The following is a 17,392-nucleotide window of genomic DNA, read 5'->3' as shown; positions in this document are numbered from 1 at the left end:
ACTACCATCGCCACCGCTTTTAATACTTTGCCCCTGTCCGCCGCCATGCTGGCTAACCTCGACTCGCTGGGTTATGTCGAGATGACGCAGATCCAGGCGCAGAGCTTGCCGGTGATCCTCAAAGGGCTGGACCTGATTGCCCAGGCCAAGACCGGCAGCGGCAAGACCGCCGCCTTCGGCATCGGCCTGTTGAACCCGATCAACCCGCGCTACTTCGGCTGCCAGGCCCTGGTGATGTGCCCGACCCGTGAGCTGGCTGACCAGGTCGCCAAGGAAATCCGCCGCCTGGCCCGCGCTGAAGACAATATCAAGGTGCTGACCTTGTGCGGCGGCGTGTCCCTGGGCCCGCAGATCGCCTCCCTGGAACATGGCGCCCACGTCATCGTCGGCACCCCGGGCCGCATCCAGCAGCACCTGCGCAAAGGTTCGTTGGTACTGGACGGCTTGAACACGCTGATCCTCGACGAAGCCGACCGTATGCTCGACATGGGCTTCTACGACGCCATCGAAGACATCATCAGCAAAACCCCACCGCGTCGCCAGACCTTGCTGTTCTCGGCCACCTACCCGGTAAGCATCAAGCAGCTGGCGTCCAAGTTCATGCGGGCGCCGCAACAGGTGAAAGCCGAGGCGTTCCACTCCGACGACCAGATCGAACAGCGTTTCTATGAGATCTCGCCAGAAGAGCGCATGGACGCGGTGACCAAGGTGCTGGCGCATTTCCGCCCGACCTCGTGCGTGGCGTTCTGCTTTACCAAGCAGCAAGTGCAGGAAACCGTGGACCACCTGACCGCCAAGGGCATTTCCGCCGTCGGCCTGCATGGCGACCTGGAACAGCGCGATCGTGACCAGGTGCTGGCGATGTTCGCCAACCGCAGCACGTCGGTACTGGTTGCCACCGACGTCGCCGCCCGTGGCCTGGACATTGACTCGCTGGACATGGTGATCAACGTCGAACTGGCCCGCGACTCGGAAATCCACATCCACCGTGTAGGCCGTACCGGCCGCGCCGGTGAGACCGGCATCGCGATCAGCCTGGTGGCGCCCTCCGAAGCACACCGCGCCCAAGCCATCGAACAGTTGCAGAAAACCCCGCTGAACTGGGACCAACTGGACAACCTCAAGCCACAAAGCGGTGGCCCGCTGCTGCCGCAGATGAGCACCCTGTGCATCGCCGCCGGCCGCAAAGACAAAGTGCGTCCAGGCGACATCCTCGGTGCATTGACCGGTGAAGCCGGCATCCCGGGTGCCCAGGTCGGCAAGATCGCGATCTTCGACTTCCAGGCATTCGTGGCGGTGGAGCGCGGGATCGCCAAGCAGGCGCTGCAGCGTTTGAATAACGGCAAGATCAAAGGCCGTTCGTTGCGCGTGCGCATCCTCTGACAGGATCGTTCCCATGCTCTGCGTGGGAATGCATCCCGTGACGCTCTGCGTCACCCTGCGGACGCAGAGCGTCCATTGCGGCATTCCCACGCAGAGCGTGGGAACGATCTGATAAACACGAGGACACCGTTTTGCGCTCGACCGAAGTTGTGATCATTGGCGCCGGCGCCGCAGGCTTGATGTGCGCGCTGACTGCCGCCGGGCGTGGGCGCAAGGTGATGTTGATCGACCATGCGAACAAGGCCGGCAAGAAGATCCTGATGTCGGGCGGTGGCCGCTGCAATTTCACCAACATGTACACCGAGCCGGCCAACTTCCTCTCGCACAACGCGCACTTCTGCAAGTCCGCCCTGGCCCGCTATACCCAGTGGGACTTTATCGGGCTGGTGGCCAAGCACGGCGTGCCGTACCACGAAAAGAAACTCGGCCAGCTGTTCTGCGACAACAAGTCCAGCGACATCCTCGGCATGCTGCTCGATGAGTGCCTCCAGAACGGTGTGAACCTGCACCTGGACACCTCCATCCAGGAGATCGCCAAGGTCGACGGTGGCTATCAATTGCAGACCACCCTGGGCGAACTGCGCTGCGAATCCCTGGTGATCGCCACCGGGGGCCTGTCGATCCCGACCCTGGGCGCTACCGGTTTTGGTTATCAGGTCGCCAGGCAATTTGGCCACGAACTGCTGCCGACCCGCGCAGGTCTTGTGCCCTTCACCATCACCGACCAGCTCAAGGAACTGTGCGGCGAGTTGTCCGGCACCTCCGTGGACTGCCTGGTCAGCTGCAACGGCCAGAGCTTTCGCGAAAACATCCTGTTCACTCACCGCGGCCTGAGCGGCCCGGCGATTTTGCAGATTTCTTCGTACTGGGAGTCCGGCGACACCGTCGAGATCAACCTGCTGCCCGATCATGACGCCCACAGCTGGCTGCAACAGCAACAGGTCGAGCATCCCAACAGCGAGTTGAAAACCCTGCTCGGCGACATCTTCACCAAGAAGATGGCCAACCTGCTGGCGCAAAGCTGGTTCGTGTCCAAGCCGATGAAGCAGTACACCCACGCCGAAATCGCCGAAATCGCGCAAAAGCTGTCGAGCTGGCAGGTGGTGCCGGCCGGCACCGAGGGCTATCGCACCGCTGAGGTGACGCTGGGCGGAGTGGATACGCGGGAAGTGTCGTCCAAGACCATGGAATCGCTGAAAAGCCCAGGGCTGTACTTCATCGGGGAAGTGCTGGATGTGACCGGTCACCTGGGCGGGTTCAACTTCCAGTGGGCCTGGGCGTCAGGCTACGCCGCTGCACAGTACGCCTGACGAAACCGGATCAAAAATGTGGGAGGGGGCTTGCTCCCGATAGCGGTGGATCAGCCAGCTTATCTGCCGCTGCCCCACCGCTATCGGGAGCAAGCCCCCTCCCACTTGGATTGCATTGCATATTGAAAATGGCGGGCGGGAATATATTTTGCTGTCGGATGTGATCGCCACGCTTGCCGTGGCGTCATTACTGGCTCAATTTAGCGGCATCGTCCCGGAAGACTCCAGACTTCATGTCATCGACCTCGTTCAAGCAGTCCATGCGGCGCCTGTGGGCGCTGGATAAATTCAGTTACAGCGTACGGGTATTCATCGCCCTCACCGGCAGCATGGCGCTGTGCTGGTATCAGGATGAAATGACGCTGCTGATCCCGTTGTTCCTGGGGATTATCGCCAGCGCCCTGGCCGAGACCGATGACAGTTGGCAAGGCCGCCTCAATGCCCTGGCGGTGACGCTGGTGTGTTTCAGCATCGCGGCACTGTCGGTGGAGCTGCTGTTTCCTTACCCCTGGATCTTCGCGATAGCCCTGGCCCTGGCCAGTTTCGGCCTGACCATGCTCGGGGCGCTGGGCGAACGTTATGGGGCGATTGCCTCGGCGACGCTGATTCTGTCGGTGTACACCATGATCGGCGTGGACCAGCGCGGTGGCGCGGTCACGGATTTCTGGCATGAGCCCCTGCTGCTGGTAGCGGGTGCAGCCTGGTATGGCGTGCTGTCGGTAGTGTGGCAGGCACTGTTTTCCAACCAGCCGGTACAGCAGAGCCTGGCGCGGTTGTTCCGCGAGCTGGGACGCTACCTTAAACTGAAGTCGTCGCTGTTCGAGCCCATCCGCCAGTTGGACGTGGAAGCGCGCCGCCTGGAACTGGCCCAGCAAAATGGCCGGGTGGTCGCGGCGCTGAATGCGGCGAAGGAAATCATCCTGCACCGCGTGGGCAATGGTCGGCCAGGCTCGAAAGTCAGCCGCTACTTGAAGCTGTACTTCCTCGCCCAGGACATTCACGAACGCGCCAGTTCATCCCATTATCCCTACAACGCCCTGGCCGAAGCCTTCTTCCACAGCGACGTGCTGTTCCGTTGCCAGCGCCTGCTGCGTCAGCAAGGCAAAGCCTGCCAGACCCTGGCCGAGTCGATTCAGCTACGCCAGCCGTTCATCTATGACGACAGCTTCGCCGAAGCCCTGGGCGACTTGAACGCATCCCTGGAGCATCTGCGCATCCAGAGCAACCCTGCCTGGCGCGGCCTGCTGCGCTCGCTGCGGGCCTTGGCGGCCAACCTGTCCACGCTCGACCGCCTGCTGAGCGACGCCAGCAACCCCGACGCCCTGGCCGACGCCACCGACAGCAGCCTGCTTGACCGCTCGCCGCGCAACCTCAAGGAAATGTGGACGCGCCTGCGCACCCAACTGACGCCGACGTCGTTGCTGTTTCGCCACGCGTTGCGCCTGCCGCTGGCACTGAGCATCGGCTACGGCATGGTGCATTTGATTCACCCGTCCCAGGGTTACTGGATCATCCTCACCACCTTGTTCGTCTGCCAGCCCAACTACGGCGCGACACGGCGTAAGCTCGGCCAGCGGATCATCGGCACCGCCATCGGCCTCACCGTGGCCTGGGCCTTGTTCGACCTGTTCCCAAGCCCGCTGGTGCAGTCGATGTTCGCCATCGCCGCCGGCCTGGTGTTCTTTATCAACCGCACCACCCGCTACACCCTGGCCACGGCGGCGATCACCCTGATGGTGCTGTTCTGCTTCAACCAGGTCGGCGATGGCTACGGGCTGTTCCTGCCGCGTCTGTTCGACACCTTGCTCGGCAGCGTGATCGCGGGCCTGGCAGTGTTCCTGTTCCTGCCGGACTGGCAAGGCCGGCGCCTGAACAAAGTGCTGGCCAACACCCTGACCTGCAACAGCATCTACCTGCGCCAGATCATGCAGCAATACGCCGCCGGCAAGAGCGACGACCTGGCCTACCGCCTGGCCCGGCGCAATGCACACAACGCCGACGCGGCACTGTCCACAACCCTGGCGAACATGCTGATGGAGCCGGGGCACTTCCGTAAGGAGGCAGACGTGGGCTTTCGCTTCCTGGTGTTGTCCCACACCCTGCTCAGCTATTTATCGGGGCTGGGCGCGCACCGCGAAACCCAACTGCCGACCGAAGCGCGTGAACATTTGATCGAGGGCGCCGGCAATACCCTGGCGGCAAGCATCGATGAAATCGCCACGGGGCTGGCCAACAAGCAGCCCATTGCGATTCAAAGCGATGCCGAGGAAGCGATGGCCGCGGAGCTGGAGCAGATGCCGGATGAGATCGATGAAGGGCAGCGCCTGGTGCAGACGCAGTTGGCGTTGATCTGTCGGCAGTTGGGGCCGTTGCGCACATTGGCTGCACACTTGATCAAAGACACCGGCGCAGCTTAGGCCGCTATCGGGGGCAAGCCCCCTCCCACAGGGGACTGCATTCCGAAGGCAGGACGATAAGGCCAGAAAGAACGCTACATCCCATGCTCTTTCATTAACCGGTCATAACTACCGTCGGCCTTCATCTTGGCGATCTCCCGATCGAAGCCGGCAACGATCTGCGCATGCTCCGGGTTCTTCAGGCTGACCAGGATATGCAGGCTGTTCTCACTCAGCGGCTTGGGCAGGAACTCCACCGAATTGCGCACCCGCGGCGACTCCCGCGCCAGGTAGTAGCGGGCCACATACTCATCTTCCAGCGTCAGCCTCACCCGCTGTGCAGCGAGCATGCGCACGGCCATGGCGAAGTTATGCACCGGTATTTTCTGTAACTGTGCATCCTGATCGAACGCTGGCGAATAGGCATACCCGCGCACGACAGCAATAGGTTCGCCGTGCAACTGCTCCAGGTTCTGATAGTCGATCGGGTCATCGCCACGTTTAATGAAACGCACCCGGTTGAGCAGGTACTCGGCGGAGAACTGCCCAAACTGCGTGCGGGCATCGTCGTACCAGGCATTGATCAGCACGTCGTAGCGCCCCTCACTGACCCCCATCAGCGCGCGCGCCCAGGGCACCTGCTCGAAATCGCTGGCGTAGCCGGCGCGGGCCAACGCAGTGCTGACAATATCGGTGGCCAACCCACCGTTGACCAGCGTGATATCGGTAAACGGTGGCCAGGCGTCCGCGACCAGACGCAGGCGTTGCGCGAGCGCCGGTTGGGCCAGCAACAGCACTGCAATCAAAGCAACGGCACGATAACTTCGCAGCATGCTCAAAGTCCTTGGCGGGCACGTGATGGCTTTATAACAGTAGCTCATCAATGAGCTTGTATTGCAGATTACACAAAGAAGTCAGCGGCGAGCGCAGAGAATGATGGCAAATTGACGCCATTCACAAAAATGCACGACTTAGACAGCAACCGCCGTCGCGCTTACTATCCTCTCCAGGCATTTCCAAGAGCACATATGATGACGATTGAATGGGTCTGCAAGCATCACGACGATTTGGGCAAAGAGCAGCTCTACGCCATCCTGCGCCTGCGCTGCGAGGTGTTTGTCGTGGAGCAGCGGTGCGCTTATCAGGACATCGACGGGCAGGACCTGTCCGGCGATACCCACCACCTGATGGCCTGGAAAGAGAATGAACTGGTGGCCTACCTGCGCTTGCTGGACCCGGAGTCCCAGGGCGGCGACGTGGTGATTGGCCGGGTCATCGTGGCACCCTCGGCGCGCGGCAGCGGCCTGGGGCACCGGATGATGGAGGAGACGCTCAAGCACATCGCAGAAATCTGGCCCGAGATGCCGATCTTTCTCTCTGCCCAGGCGCATTTGCAGGAATATTACGGGCGGTATGGGTTTGTGGTGGCGGGTGAGGAATACCTGGAGGACGATATTCCACATATTGGTATGCGGCGCGCTTGAGGGCCCCATCGGGGGCAAGCCCCCTCCCACATTTTGACAGTGTGAACCCAACCCAGTGTGGGAGGGGGCTTGCCCCCGATTGCGTCAGCCCTATCACCGCATCCCTCAGGGGTAACCCAACACCTGCTTGATCGACACCAGATTCCCTTCGATCCATTGGCGATCAATCGCGCCCCAGCTGCGAATCCGATAGTGCCCGGCATGATTGCGCGCACCGTCTTGCTGCTCGAACTCACACACGATATCCAGGTCGGCCAGCGCCGCAATCGTGTCCTGCGCGGTGCGCCTGGGCATGCCGGTGACGTCAGTCAGTGCCGGGACAGTGCTGGCCAGCTGGCTGTCGATCAAGTACGCCACGTACAGGCGGCGGTAAAAGCTGCTTTTGGTCTTGCTCACATCCATGGTCAATCGCCTTGTGCGGTCAGGGCTTGCCCTGCAGGTCGCGATACGTGAGGTACACCCGCAGGTCGAATTCCACCTGATGGTAGCCCGGCATCATGTAGTCGCAGAGTTTGTAGAACGCCTTGTTGTGGTCCGATTCCTTGAAGTGCGCCAGCTCATGCACCACGATCATGCGCAGAAATTCCGGTGCCGCCTCCTTGAACAACGCGGCAATACGGATCTCTTTCTTGGCTTTGAGGTTGCCGCCCTGCACTCGGGAAATCGTGGTGTGCAAACCCAAGGCGCGATGGGTCAGGTCCAGGCGGTTATCGAACAGCACCTTGTCGATGGCCGGGGCGTTGCGCAGGTGTTCCTGCTTGAGCGCCAGCGCATACGCGTACAACGCCTTATCGCTCTGCACCGCGTGGCGCTCGGGATAACGCTGCTCCAGGTAGGCGCCCAACTGGTCCTTGGCGATCAATTGGCGCACCTGCTCCTGGAGCGCGGCGGGATAGGCCTGGAGGTATTTCAACGCGGTCATGGGATCTGCAACGGGGCTCGAAAGGCCACCAGTGTAGCGAATTCACAGCTGACGGGGGTGAGACCAGGCGCCAACTTCCTCGGCGAGCAATGGTTGCGCCGCCAATGGGCCCTGGATAAACAGGCAACCATGGGTTTTAAGCCACAGGGCCTGCTCCGATGTCTCCACGCCCTCGGCGATGACCAACACATCGAAATGCTCGCACAGCTGGATAATGCTGCGAGCCATCGCCGCGTCCCGTGTCGAGCCCGGCAGGCGAGCCACCAGTTGCGGGTCCAGCTTGAGCGTATCGAACTCCAGGTCACGCAGATGGGCCAAGGAGCAGCGACCCGAGCCGAAATCATCCAGGGCAATGCGTACACCGATCTGGCGCAGTAACTTGAGTTGCTTGGTGGAGTCTTGAAGGTTGTTCATCAGGCAGTCTTCACTGATCTCGACCTCCAACTGCCGCGCCTTCAAGCCATGCTGCTCCAGTACCTGCTGCAGTTGGTTCGCGAGGTTAGGCATATTGAACTGGCTGCTGCTGAGGCTGACACTCAACACCAGCTCGCTATCGAAAATGCCTTGCCAGGCTTCGCGCTGAACCGCGACCTCCTGGTAGATCCAGGCACTCAGTTGGCTGATCAGGCGGGCCTCTTCCAGCAACGGTAGAAACAGCCCCGGCGGCACGTCGCCGACGCTCGGGTGCTGCCAGCGCAACAGGGCCTCGAAGCCACGCAAACGCCCATCCTCCAACGACACCTGCGGCTGGAACACCAAGGTGAACTCTTTGTTCTGGATCGCCGTGCGCACACTGTCTTCGAGCATCAGCCGTGAGCGCGCGCGGCCGTTCATGTCTTTATCGTAGTAACGATACTGCTGGCGGCCGGCGCGCTTGGCTTCGTACATGGCGATATCCGCCGCTCGCAGCAGGCCGCTCAGGTCGGCACCGCAATCCGGGTACGTCGCAATCCCGATGCAGGCCCCGAGCATCACATCCAAGCCGTCGACGTGTTGGCTGACAGACACGCGCTCGATCAGTTTTTCCGAGATTTTCGCCGCTTGTTCCGGAAATTCCAGCTCCAACAACGCGGTGAACTCATCCCCGCCCATGCGCCCGAGAATGTCATAGGAACGCAGACACGCCTGCATCTGTTCCGAGACCCAACGCAGTACACGGTCACCGGCGTCATGGCCCAAGGTATCGTTGACCCGCTTGAACCCGTCGAGGTCCAGGTACAGCAACACCAGTGATTGATCACTGCGCTCGCTGCGCGCCAGGGTGCTTTCCACCGCCTGCTGGAAACCGCGCCGGTTCAACAGCCCGGTCAACGGATCGGTGACGGCCTGGAACTCCAACTGTTGATGCAGATGGCGCACTTCCGACATGTCGAGCACCGTCACCACCATGGCCCTCTGCTCAGCGGGCAGAGGCGCACAAGACAAGGCCACCGGCACTTGCTGGCCGCGACGGGTGCGCAAGATCGCGTCGTGCTGGCGCCACGTTTCGCCTTTGCGATACGCCTCGTACATCGGGAAACCCAACCAGGCAGGCACGTGAGGCTTTTGCAGGAAACTCAGGAAACTTTCACCCTGCAACTCAGCCATCGTAGCGTTGAGCAAGCGTGAAATCGCCGGGTTGGCATACTGGATGACACTGCCCTCACCCACCACCAAAATACCCTCGGCAGCGTTGTCCAGCACCGAGGCATTGAAGGCACGGGCAGCCTCCAGCTCAAGGCTCAGGCGCTGCAAGGAGCGCCGGTTACGCTGGTGTTCCAACAGTGCCTGCACTTTGGGCTTGAGGATATTCGGGTCAAAGGGTTTGAACAGGTAATCGATGGCACCGCTGGCATAGCCTTCCTGCACTGCGTCGGGCGATTGGGCATGGGCGGTGAGGAAGATGATCGGGGTCATTCGCGTACGCTGGCTGCCGCGCATCAGGCGCGCCACTTCAAAGCCATCCATGCCGGGCATGCGCACGTCCAGCAATACCAGATCGATCTCGTGGGCCAGCAATAATTCGAGGGCTTCCAGGCCGGAAGCGGCGGTAATCACCCGCCAGTCTTCGCGCTGCAACAATGCACGCATGCTGATGAGATTTTCCGGGTAGTCATCGACCACCAAAAGAACCGAACTGCCATCGCCGTGGTGTGGAGCACAATCCATGCTACTTCTCTTCCTTGAAGGGCTGCACCGGTCACTTCTAAGACTAAAACCGGACAAACACTGAGGTCTCACTCTAGACCCGGTTCTAAAAAAGCAGAAGCGACGTCGATACCATCATTGCGCCAATAGCCAGGAAGCCGACTAACGGTACAGCCCTGCAGGCCACGCGGTATGGGACACATGGCTTTTTGGCATTCCATTGGCGCCAAAAAATTGCCAACAAGTATTTAACAATCGGTTTGAACCGACCTATAAAGAACCCGTGCAGCCCTCGGGCTAAAGCCTTCAACCCCTGTAATAAGGCCAACACCATGATCGACCTTTCCACCTGGAACCTGAGCATTCCTGTCGGCTCCCCGCCCGCGACTATCGACACACCGAAGCTGGTCAGCGGCTTCAAGGACCAGTACTTCCAGGCCGAAGGCAGCAACGTGCAATTCTGGACACCGGTGACCGGCACCCGCACCGAAAACGCCATCTACCCCCGCAGCGAATTACGTGAAACCTATGCCGACGGAAGGCTGCGAAACTGGACCTACCCAGAAGCGAACAACTTCCTGCGCGCGACCCTGGAGGTCAACCAGGTGCCGTCGTCCGGTAAAGTCGTGATCGGGCAGATTCATGCCTATGACAGCCAGAAGCCGCTGATCAAACTCGAATACCAGTTCAAGGAAAAGACCCAGACCGGCAACATCGTCGCCAAGGTGCGCATGCGCCCGGACGACGGCGAAGGCCGCGTGGTAACCATCGCGTCGAATGTGCCGCTGGAGAAGAGTTTTACCTACGTGATCAACCTCAACAAAGCCGGCCTGCTCAGCGTGTATGCCGCGGACGGAGAGTGGAACGAGCGAATCGGCGCGGCGTGGGGGAACAAGCCGTTGTACTTCAAGGCGGGGGTGTATGTGCAGGACAACAGTGGGGATAGCAAGGAAGGCGCGCGGGTGACGTTTGCCAAGTTGGATATTGATCACGAGTGAATGGTCCTGTGATCCCAAGGATTGCACCTCGATGAATCCAGTTTCTTAAACCCTCTGTGACGCCGGGCTTGCCTGCAATCGGAGTATCAGCCAACTTCTTCAAGTGACTGACACCCTTCTATCGCGGCAAGCTTGGCTCCCACGGTTGATCTCATTTGCCTGTTCGCAGCAAACGGTGGCTATTCTTCTCCTGAGTTAAGAATGTTCCATGAAGCCAACTGCCACCTTGCCGGTTCATGCCTTGCACTGAATCGGCAACCGACACCCCTGTTCTGCTCATCGATAGCGACGCCCCACTACCGGATATCCACGCCTGCCTGTTGGAACACAGTGTCAGCGAGCTAAAGCTAATGAGCCATCAGTAGTACTAAGCTCTCAGACCGCCCCTGAAGCTTTGTTCTACCTCTCATAATCTCAACCTTCGTAGCGTTCAATTTCAGCGACGGAGATCACACCCTACTACTCTCTCACGACACACTACCTACGGGATCTGAAAGCTCTCTCGAAGCACGTTTTGAATAGAAATTCGAATTAGATATAGCAAAAAACCATAAAGAACTGTGAATATTAACAGGTTCATAGAGAGCAAAATGAAGATAGTATTTTAAATACTACACACCAGTAATATTTAACCACTCGAAAACCTATGAGCAAATACTCCCAGGCGACATAGCTATCGCTATAAAGACAGGAATAAATTCATGACCACACTGACGGCGATTTCTCCTTATCCACTTCAACCGATAACGTCTGCAATTTCGGCGACATCGATCAATGGCCTGCCAGTCATGACACCTGCGGCAGGGTACGCACCGCTTATCGTGTTATCGCTAAGTCTCTTGGGTTTAACGACCTTCCTTCATGTCAACACTAGAGTAGGAGACAGGATGGATTTCTATTTGGACCCTGTTTCAGGTCCGCCCGCAGCCGCTCCATTTCATACAAAAACATTCACTCAGGCTGACCTCAACTTATTATTGTCTGCCAATGTGGCGCGATACGCTGCCGAAATTCAAAATTTCGCGCCCCCTCCACTAGGCGACTATGACTGTTATTACGTACAAACCAATTCAAATGGAACAGTAGCAGTAGCATCATTGGCAATGATCTGGAGGTTCAGTTAATCAATTCTATTTCAAAAATCGCTTCAAATAAATCACTCCTCACACCCATCAAGGGTAGAAATCCGTAAGAATTACATCTCACCGGCGTGGCAGCAAACGCATGATCGACTAATTTCAATGCTGTTTTCTAGGCATTTGTCTCGAGTATCGAGCCTTTAACTTCCCCTCGAAATCCCCCCTTCACCCTCCGCACGATTCAATATTTTTCCATTATCAATACGATACATATCTCAGTAAACGCTTTCTTGAAACAAACCCAAATTAAAAGTGCTGAGGCACATATCACTTTTCAAGTTCCCAAAAAAATTCCTCAGCCCTTAAAATCATATCAAAAATATTTTTATCGCAAAAAAATATATACAACTGTTATTTCTAACAGTATCCATCAGGTTCCATTGGTACCAATATCAAGGCTCACCTACGTATAGGAGTTCCAACATGGCAATTATCTACGCTCCGGGTTCAACGGTCTTCAACAATGGCCCTGTTATCTACCCGTCAGTGCCACAACCTGCGCCACAACCTGCACCTACAGTGGGAATAACTTTCACGCCGCTAGGTTGCTTGTTATTGACTGGCCTGTTTGGAAAAGTACCACGCAAATGCTACCTAAAGTCCGTAAACATGGCCAACTCAACAATTGAAGTAACTGAGGAGTCGGGAGTTAATACTACAATCGACACTAAAACAAACCGAATCTACATTAATGCTCCGTACTCAGTCATCAACAACTATGAAAACAACTTTTACCAAAATCCTTACATTAACGCACCCGGTTCACAGTTCTCGATATGGGGTAGAAAAATAGATCTTTCGCAACCGATTATTGCCATCACTAATCAAGTTTCTTAAAGACTCTGAGGATTAACACATGCAAACCACATGCAATGCAGACGCCAGTATAGCACTGGAAATTAATGACCCAGTCACGTTTATAGCAAACGCAACTTTGTATGAAAACGTGAACCTAGTAGGTTTAGATCAAAAGGCCGCAAGTATAATAGTGGTAGGTCCAACGACGGGAGGGAGACCCCGTGCATTCCTCGTAAAGGATTGCACCTTCCTACTGGCAATTGACCTTACGACCCCCTCAGCATTGAGACCAACACCTGTTCTCTATCTGACGACGCAAGGAAGCTGAAACCCAAATATTTTTTGGGAGGGATTTCCCTCCCATATTTTTAGAGTTTAAAGCCGAGGCGACCATGGCATTCTCTTCTTATCTAACTAACATTTATCTATCACCTGAACCAGGTGAGCAGCTTGAGATAAGGACAGCACAAGGAAATTTTATTTCAACGGACATCTGGGCAGACCCACAAACCAAGAACATATATTTTAAAACAAAAGATGGAAGAACTTACAACTTCACGATTTATGATGTAGACACTATTACATATATAGCCTCAGAAGACTCTATTCTCCAAATACCGATACAACTGGAAGACGGCTCGGTCTCACACGTCATTACTACAACAGGACCATCCACAATCGACATATTCCATCTTCAGCCAATTTACCGTACCAGCACGACGTATAATCGAAACAACATACCTACAACAGCAAGAGCTAGAGTATGGTTAAAACTAGCACATAACACTCAACAGCTACACATTGTACATTGTTAATTCGAGCAAACTCTGTAACGCGCACCTAAACCTCTTTATGCAAGATAGCTTTAATTGCGGCATCAGAGCCGTACAGCGGGTTTAAAATTGCCAACCTAGAGATTAGTTTTTGATACCGAGACATAGCCAAACTTATTAACCCCAACCTTATATTCGAGATTATCTCATGACAACTCTTCCTCAACGCCCATTCGGCGCAGGCCAAGCCCCGCAACTGGTAAACCCAAAACAATTTCCGTCGCCGCCCTTCTTCACCTCCAATCCAATTGCTGACATAGCAAACAACACGCCGATTGACTTTCTTATCCCCAGCCACTCTAGTTTTCGGCCAGGAGACGTTATAGAGATTTACATAGACCGAACACCCACAGCAACTCCTAGCACAACGCCTTATGCAACAATCCCGGTAGGAATTATGCCTGGAACAAACAGCGTCGCTCAAAATACCAAGTTCCAAATACCCTTTACCGACGCAAGAAAAATGTTAGACCACGTGTTTGAGATATCCTGTGCCTCTGGAACGCCTGGAAGCCCGCATATATTCCACGTCAGTTATTTTTTTGGAATTACGTTTATAGTGCCCTAACTCGCACATTACAAAAACCTAGCTTAAAGCGCTCGCACCCTAAGTTAAATTATTTTCTGAATCAATTGGCGCGCTTTCTAATCAGGCTCCAGCCTGTGCTGAAGCCCCTTCTGTATGTACTCTTATCTTGTTTATCTATCAATGGCTCCTGTTAACTTCAAAAATGAATCAAAAATTAAGCGCACAGAAAAATCAGCCCTGTCAACTGTCAGAGTTCACAGTTGAAAGCCTCATTACCGAGACTAAGATAATACCTCACACACCCATAAGGTGATCATCATGGCCACGCCAACATACAAGGTTTTCCCACAACTTGAGCTTCTCTACAGCACCGACGCGAATGCCAATACGCCTTTTACTGAGACTATCATTGGTATTGACAGAAAAAATCCTGCATGTGTTGACTACACAGTTAATAATAAAAACTACGCCACCCACTCAAATACCTCAGGACTCATGATTCGAACTGCACCATCGGCGCTGATCAAAAAAGGTTATATAGTAGATATCTATATAGACAACCTGACTAAAGGCACTACTTTAGCTTACCAATTCACATTGACATACGAACTCTCCGGCGCAATATACTTCCCCCAAAAAGAAATGGAGATTCTAGACGAAGGAAATTGGGACCTATATGGAAGCATATCAACGCCTGCCGCCAGTGCAAACTATACGGTCTATGCAATACTCTCTAAATACCTGCAAGTTAAAAAACCCTAAATCATCCGTCTCTTTTCGAACGCCTGACCGACCAACATTGACTACTTTGATTAAAATCCAGCTTAACCAGATATTCAGCCACAAAAAAGCCCGCATTATTGCGGGCTTTCTTCAAATACCTGAAATTCAAATCACATTAGCGTAGCTCAGCCGATCAAATGACGCTGGAAATAATACCGCCTTCAAAAAATTCTATGACTTGTGGATGCTGAGATCGACTTCAGAGCGATACACGAAAGATCTCTATCGTCTAAACAACCTCATGAAAACTCAACATCACGCCTATTACAGACTTATATACCAAAATAAAACACATATGACAACTACTTAAAACAATAAATTCTAAACACCTGTCAACATTCACAGTTACCTTCTCAAGAATCATACTCTAGATTAATTATAAACAACTGCCTATCACCGAATTTGGTGCATGCCAGTTTCCAAACCAGGGATCTCTTCGATCAAAATTCATCTATGGTTTTTCAATCACACACCACAACAGCCCTTAGCAGGAGGCCCTCTAACCATGACTAACTTTTAATTCGAATCTTTATCAAAATTACATCACCACGATTCGCGACCCTGATTAAAACAACCATAAGCATCACAGGAACCACACAAAACAAACGTATCAACAGAAAACAAACGACAAAAAGGAATATGATCATGAACGCTAAAAAAACAGTTGTGAGCGTAGTTCTTGATGTAGAGTCCCATGTAAGCTTCGTCGCTGACGTAAATGGTAGGGTTAGAGCAACTTCTGGAATAATAAAATCTCTTGATAAAGCTACAAAAACATTAACACTTGAACTCGACGGCACCACAGCAAATACAACTTACCCCTTGGATAAAATCAAGTCATTTGAGCTACCAGATAGCTATCTCAGCACCGCATATGCACTCACAAAATTCACTTCTTATATCAAAGATGGACACCAATATTATACAATTCATGAATCTCCAATCCCACCGGGAGGCGGACCACATTCTGTAACAGCAGGGTCATATGAAGTTAGTGGAAGTAATATCAGCCAGGATGTTGGCGATGAAGACGATGACGATGACTATGACGATGATCAAGAAGACGGCAGCGGCTACGACTTCGCCAAAGGCATGTATCGCCTTTATTTCAGCGCTACCCATTTCACCACTAGCCGCAGGGGTACACCTGCTCTTATCTTGAATTTAATAATCCCTTAAATTGCAAACATTTAGGACAATAACCAACTCACCACTCACATCAAAAAACTACCAAAGTATTTACCGATCTAGGCTTCACGCCTTCATTACTACAGGTTCCGGCGTGAAGTTCTAGATCACATACCACTAATAACTAAATCCATGTCAGTGGACGCATCATCCCGGATAACAAATGTTTTTCAAAGTTAACCATTACGACAGCTTAACGTACAAATTCAAAGTTCAGAGATCACCCACCGTATACACTCATTAAATTAACTTTTTACAGATCCCAGTCAAACTCATTTTCTTGTGTTTACAGGCGAAGGCCAGATATCAATTTTCGCCCACCTAATAACTGATTGCTCATTCGTCGGCCGAAAAAAACCCGCATCACTGCGGGCTTCTTTTCAAACACCTGAGGCTCAATTCACCTTGGCGTTCAACTCACCTTTCAAATACCGCTGGTACATCGCTTCCAACGAGATCGGCTTGATCTTCGAAGCATTACCGGCCGTGCCGAACGCTTCGTAGCGAGCGATGCACACGTCGCGCATTGCCGTTACGGTGGCGCCGAAGAACTTACGTGGGTCGAACTCGCTCGGGTTGGTCGCCATCAGGCGACGCATCGCACCGGTGGAGGCCAGGCGCAGGTCGGTGTCGATGTTGACCTTGCGCACGCCGTACTTGATGCCTTCGACGATTTCTTCAACCGGTACGCCGTAGGTTTCCTTGATGTCGCCGCCGTACTGGTTGATGATCGCCAGCCACTCTTGCGGTACCGAGGAAGAACCGTGCATCACCAGGTGGGTGTTGGGGATGCGCTTGTGGATTTCCTTGATGCGGTCGATGGCCAGCACGTCGCCGGTCGGTGGCTTGGTGAACTTGTAGGCGCCGTGGCTGGTGCCGATGGCGATGGCCAGGGCATCCACCTGGGTCTTTTTCACGAAGTCGGCGGCTTCTTCCGGGTCGGTCAGCATCTGGCTGTGATCCAGCACGCCTTCGGCGCCGATACCGTCTTCTTCGCCGGCCATGCCGGTTTCCAGGGAGCCCAGGCAGCCCAGCTCACCTTCAACCGAGACGCCGCAGGCGTGAGCCATGGCCACGGTTTGTTGGGTCACGCGTACGTTGTACTCGTAGTCGGTCGGGGTCTTGCCGTCTTCGCCGAGGGAGCCGTCCATCATTACCGAGCTGAAGCCCAGTTGAATGGAGCGCTGGCACACATCAGGGCTGGTGCCGTGGTCCTGGTGCATGCACACCGGGATGTGCGGGAATTCTTCGATCGCGGCAAGGATCAGGTGACGCAGGAACGGCGCGCCAGCGTATTTGCGGGCACCGGCCGAAGCCTGGACGATCACGGGGGAGTCGGTCTTGTCAGCGGCTTCCATGATGGCGCGCATCTGCTCAAGGTTGTTGACGTTAAAGGCTGGGACGCCGTAGCCGAACTCGGCTGCGTGGTCCAGCATTTGACGCATGCTGATAAGTGCCATTGTGTTGTCTCTCCCGATCGAGGGTCGTTAATCGTGCAAGCC

At 54.9% G+C, this 17,392-nt stretch carries 14 protein-coding genes and 1 pseudogene; 10 read left to right on the top strand and 5 right to left on the bottom strand.

Features of this window, described 5'->3' with window-relative positions; translation table 11 throughout:
- Positions 1-45: 45 nt before the first annotated feature.
- The 3 genes from dbpA to yccS all read left to right on the top strand — a co-directional run bounded on the left by dbpA (position 46) and on the right by yccS (position 5,110).
- Entirely contained in the window at positions 46-1,383 is a 1,338-nt protein-coding gene (gene dbpA, locus DK870_RS11590; RefSeq protein WP_234016680.1) for an ATP-dependent RNA helicase DbpA, read from the top strand.
- A 131-nt stretch (positions 1,384-1,514) separates the two neighbouring features.
- A complete protein-coding gene (locus DK870_RS11585; protein WP_161548679.1) occupies positions 1,515-2,693 on the top strand; it encodes an NAD(P)/FAD-dependent oxidoreductase in 1,179 nt (392 codons plus the stop codon).
- Positions 2,694-2,926: 233 nt separating this feature from the next.
- Positions 2,927-5,110, top strand: a complete 2,184-nt coding sequence (yccS, locus tag DK870_RS11580) for a YccS family putative transporter (RefSeq protein ID WP_104994896.1) — start codon at positions 2,927-2,929, stop codon at positions 5,108-5,110.
- 74 nt (positions 5,111-5,184) lie between these two features.
- Here yccS and DK870_RS11575 read toward each other — a convergent pair whose 3' ends face one another.
- On the bottom strand, positions 5,185-5,922 hold the full coding sequence (locus DK870_RS11575; protein WP_060753397.1) for an ABC transporter substrate-binding protein: 738 nt from the start codon (positions 5,920-5,922) through the stop codon (positions 5,185-5,187).
- 198 nt (positions 5,923-6,120) lie between these two features.
- Between DK870_RS11575 and DK870_RS11570 the strand changes: the two genes are divergently transcribed.
- Entirely contained in the window at positions 6,121-6,573 is a 453-nt protein-coding gene (locus DK870_RS11570) for a GNAT family N-acetyltransferase (protein ID WP_060753677.1), read from the top strand.
- Between the two features lie 105 nt (positions 6,574-6,678).
- On the opposite strand, the gene DK870_RS11565 is transcribed toward DK870_RS11570, so the two are convergent.
- Genes DK870_RS11565 through DK870_RS11555 form a run of 3 tightly spaced genes read right to left on the bottom strand, consistent with a single transcriptional unit; the run spans position 6,679 to position 9,643 of the window.
- Positions 6,679-6,975, bottom strand: coding sequence for a helix-turn-helix domain-containing protein (locus DK870_RS11565; RefSeq protein WP_104994898.1), 297 nt, complete (start codon positions 6,973-6,975; stop codon positions 6,679-6,681).
- A 19-nt stretch (positions 6,976-6,994) separates the two neighbouring features.
- Positions 6,995-7,495, bottom strand: coding sequence for a M48 family metallopeptidase (locus tag DK870_RS11560; protein WP_090368301.1), 501 nt, complete (start codon positions 7,493-7,495; stop codon positions 6,995-6,997).
- Positions 7,496-7,537: 42 nt separating this feature from the next.
- Positions 7,538-9,643 (bottom strand): bifunctional diguanylate cyclase/phosphodiesterase, encoded by a 2,106-nt coding sequence (locus DK870_RS11555; protein ID WP_161548678.1) that lies wholly within the window; start codon positions 9,641-9,643, stop codon positions 7,538-7,540.
- Between the two features lie 311 nt (positions 9,644-9,954).
- On the opposite strand from DK870_RS11555, the gene DK870_RS11550 reads away from it, so the two are divergent.
- From DK870_RS11550 to DK870_RS11530, 6 genes and pseudogenes are all read left to right on the top strand, one after another.
- Positions 9,955-10,620, top strand: coding sequence for a polysaccharide lyase family 7 protein (locus tag DK870_RS11550; protein WP_060753402.1), 666 nt, complete (start codon positions 9,955-9,957; stop codon positions 10,618-10,620).
- 236 nt (positions 10,621-10,856) lie between these two features.
- Positions 10,857-10,976, top strand: a pseudogene (locus DK870_RS29655) (fructose-bisphosphate aldolase); the annotation flags it as partial.
- Between the two features lie 345 nt (positions 10,977-11,321).
- Positions 11,322-11,744 (top strand): hypothetical protein, encoded by a 423-nt coding sequence (locus DK870_RS11545; RefSeq protein ID WP_161548677.1) that lies wholly within the window; start codon positions 11,322-11,324, stop codon positions 11,742-11,744.
- A 438-nt stretch (positions 11,745-12,182) separates the two neighbouring features.
- Complete coding sequence (locus DK870_RS11540) at positions 12,183-12,596, top strand: hypothetical protein (protein WP_161548676.1); 414 nt, start codon at positions 12,183-12,185, stop codon at positions 12,594-12,596.
- 1,641 nt (positions 12,597-14,237) lie between these two features.
- Positions 14,238-14,681 carry a hypothetical protein gene (locus DK870_RS11535; RefSeq protein WP_161548675.1) on the top strand — a complete coding sequence of 148 codons (444 nt, stop codon included), beginning with the start codon at positions 14,238-14,240 and terminating at the stop codon, positions 14,679-14,681.
- 666 nt (positions 14,682-15,347) lie between these two features.
- Positions 15,348-15,881: a hypothetical protein gene (locus DK870_RS11530; RefSeq protein WP_161548674.1), complete on the top strand. Its 534-nt coding sequence runs from the start codon at positions 15,348-15,350 to the stop codon at positions 15,879-15,881.
- Between the two features lie 404 nt (positions 15,882-16,285).
- Here DK870_RS11530 and fba read toward each other — a convergent pair whose 3' ends face one another.
- Entirely contained in the window at positions 16,286-17,350 is a 1,065-nt protein-coding gene (fba, locus tag DK870_RS11525; RefSeq protein WP_003177554.1) for a class II fructose-bisphosphate aldolase, read from the bottom strand.
- Positions 17,351-17,392: the final 42 nt, after the last annotated feature.

The organism is Pseudomonas sp. Q1, from assembly GCF_009935975.1.
GTDB classification, from domain to species: Bacteria; Pseudomonadota; Gammaproteobacteria; order Pseudomonadales; family Pseudomonadaceae; genus Aquipseudomonas; species Aquipseudomonas palleroniana.
The sequence above is the reverse complement of the archived record's forward strand: the minus strand, read 5'-3'. Positions and strand labels throughout refer to the sequence as shown.

Coding starts and splice junctions, on each gene's coding strand:
- dbpA (WP_234016680.1), top strand. CDS start 46: ATGCTGGCTAACCTCGACTCGCTGGGTTATGTCGAGATGACGCAGATC.
- yccS (WP_104994896.1), top strand. CDS start 2,927: ATGTCATCGACCTCGTTCAAGCAGTCCATGCGGCGCCTGTGGGCGCTG.
- DK870_RS11575 (WP_060753397.1), bottom strand. CDS start 5,922: ATGCTGCGAAGTTATCGTGCCGTTGCTTTGATTGCAGTGCTGTTGCTG.
- DK870_RS11570 (WP_060753677.1), top strand. CDS start 6,121: ATGACGATTGAATGGGTCTGCAAGCATCACGACGATTTGGGCAAAGAG.
- DK870_RS11565 (WP_104994898.1), bottom strand. CDS start 6,975: ATGGATGTGAGCAAGACCAAAAGCAGCTTTTACCGCCGCCTGTACGTG.
- DK870_RS11560 (WP_090368301.1), bottom strand. CDS start 7,495: ATGACCGCGTTGAAATACCTCCAGGCCTATCCCGCCGCGCTCCAGGAG.
- DK870_RS11555 (WP_161548678.1), bottom strand. CDS start 9,643: ATGGATTGTGCTCCACACCACGGCGATGGCAGTTCGGTTCTTTTGGTG.
- DK870_RS11550 (WP_060753402.1), top strand. CDS start 9,955: ATGATCGACCTTTCCACCTGGAACCTGAGCATTCCTGTCGGCTCCCCG.
- DK870_RS11545 (WP_161548677.1), top strand. CDS start 11,322: ATGACCACACTGACGGCGATTTCTCCTTATCCACTTCAACCGATAACG.
- DK870_RS11540 (WP_161548676.1), top strand. CDS start 12,183: ATGGCAATTATCTACGCTCCGGGTTCAACGGTCTTCAACAATGGCCCT.
- DK870_RS11535 (WP_161548675.1), top strand. CDS start 14,238: ATGGCCACGCCAACATACAAGGTTTTCCCACAACTTGAGCTTCTCTAC.
- DK870_RS11530 (WP_161548674.1), top strand. CDS start 15,348: ATGAACGCTAAAAAAACAGTTGTGAGCGTAGTTCTTGATGTAGAGTCC.
- fba (WP_003177554.1), bottom strand. CDS start 17,350: ATGGCACTTATCAGCATGCGTCAAATGCTGGACCACGCAGCCGAGTTC.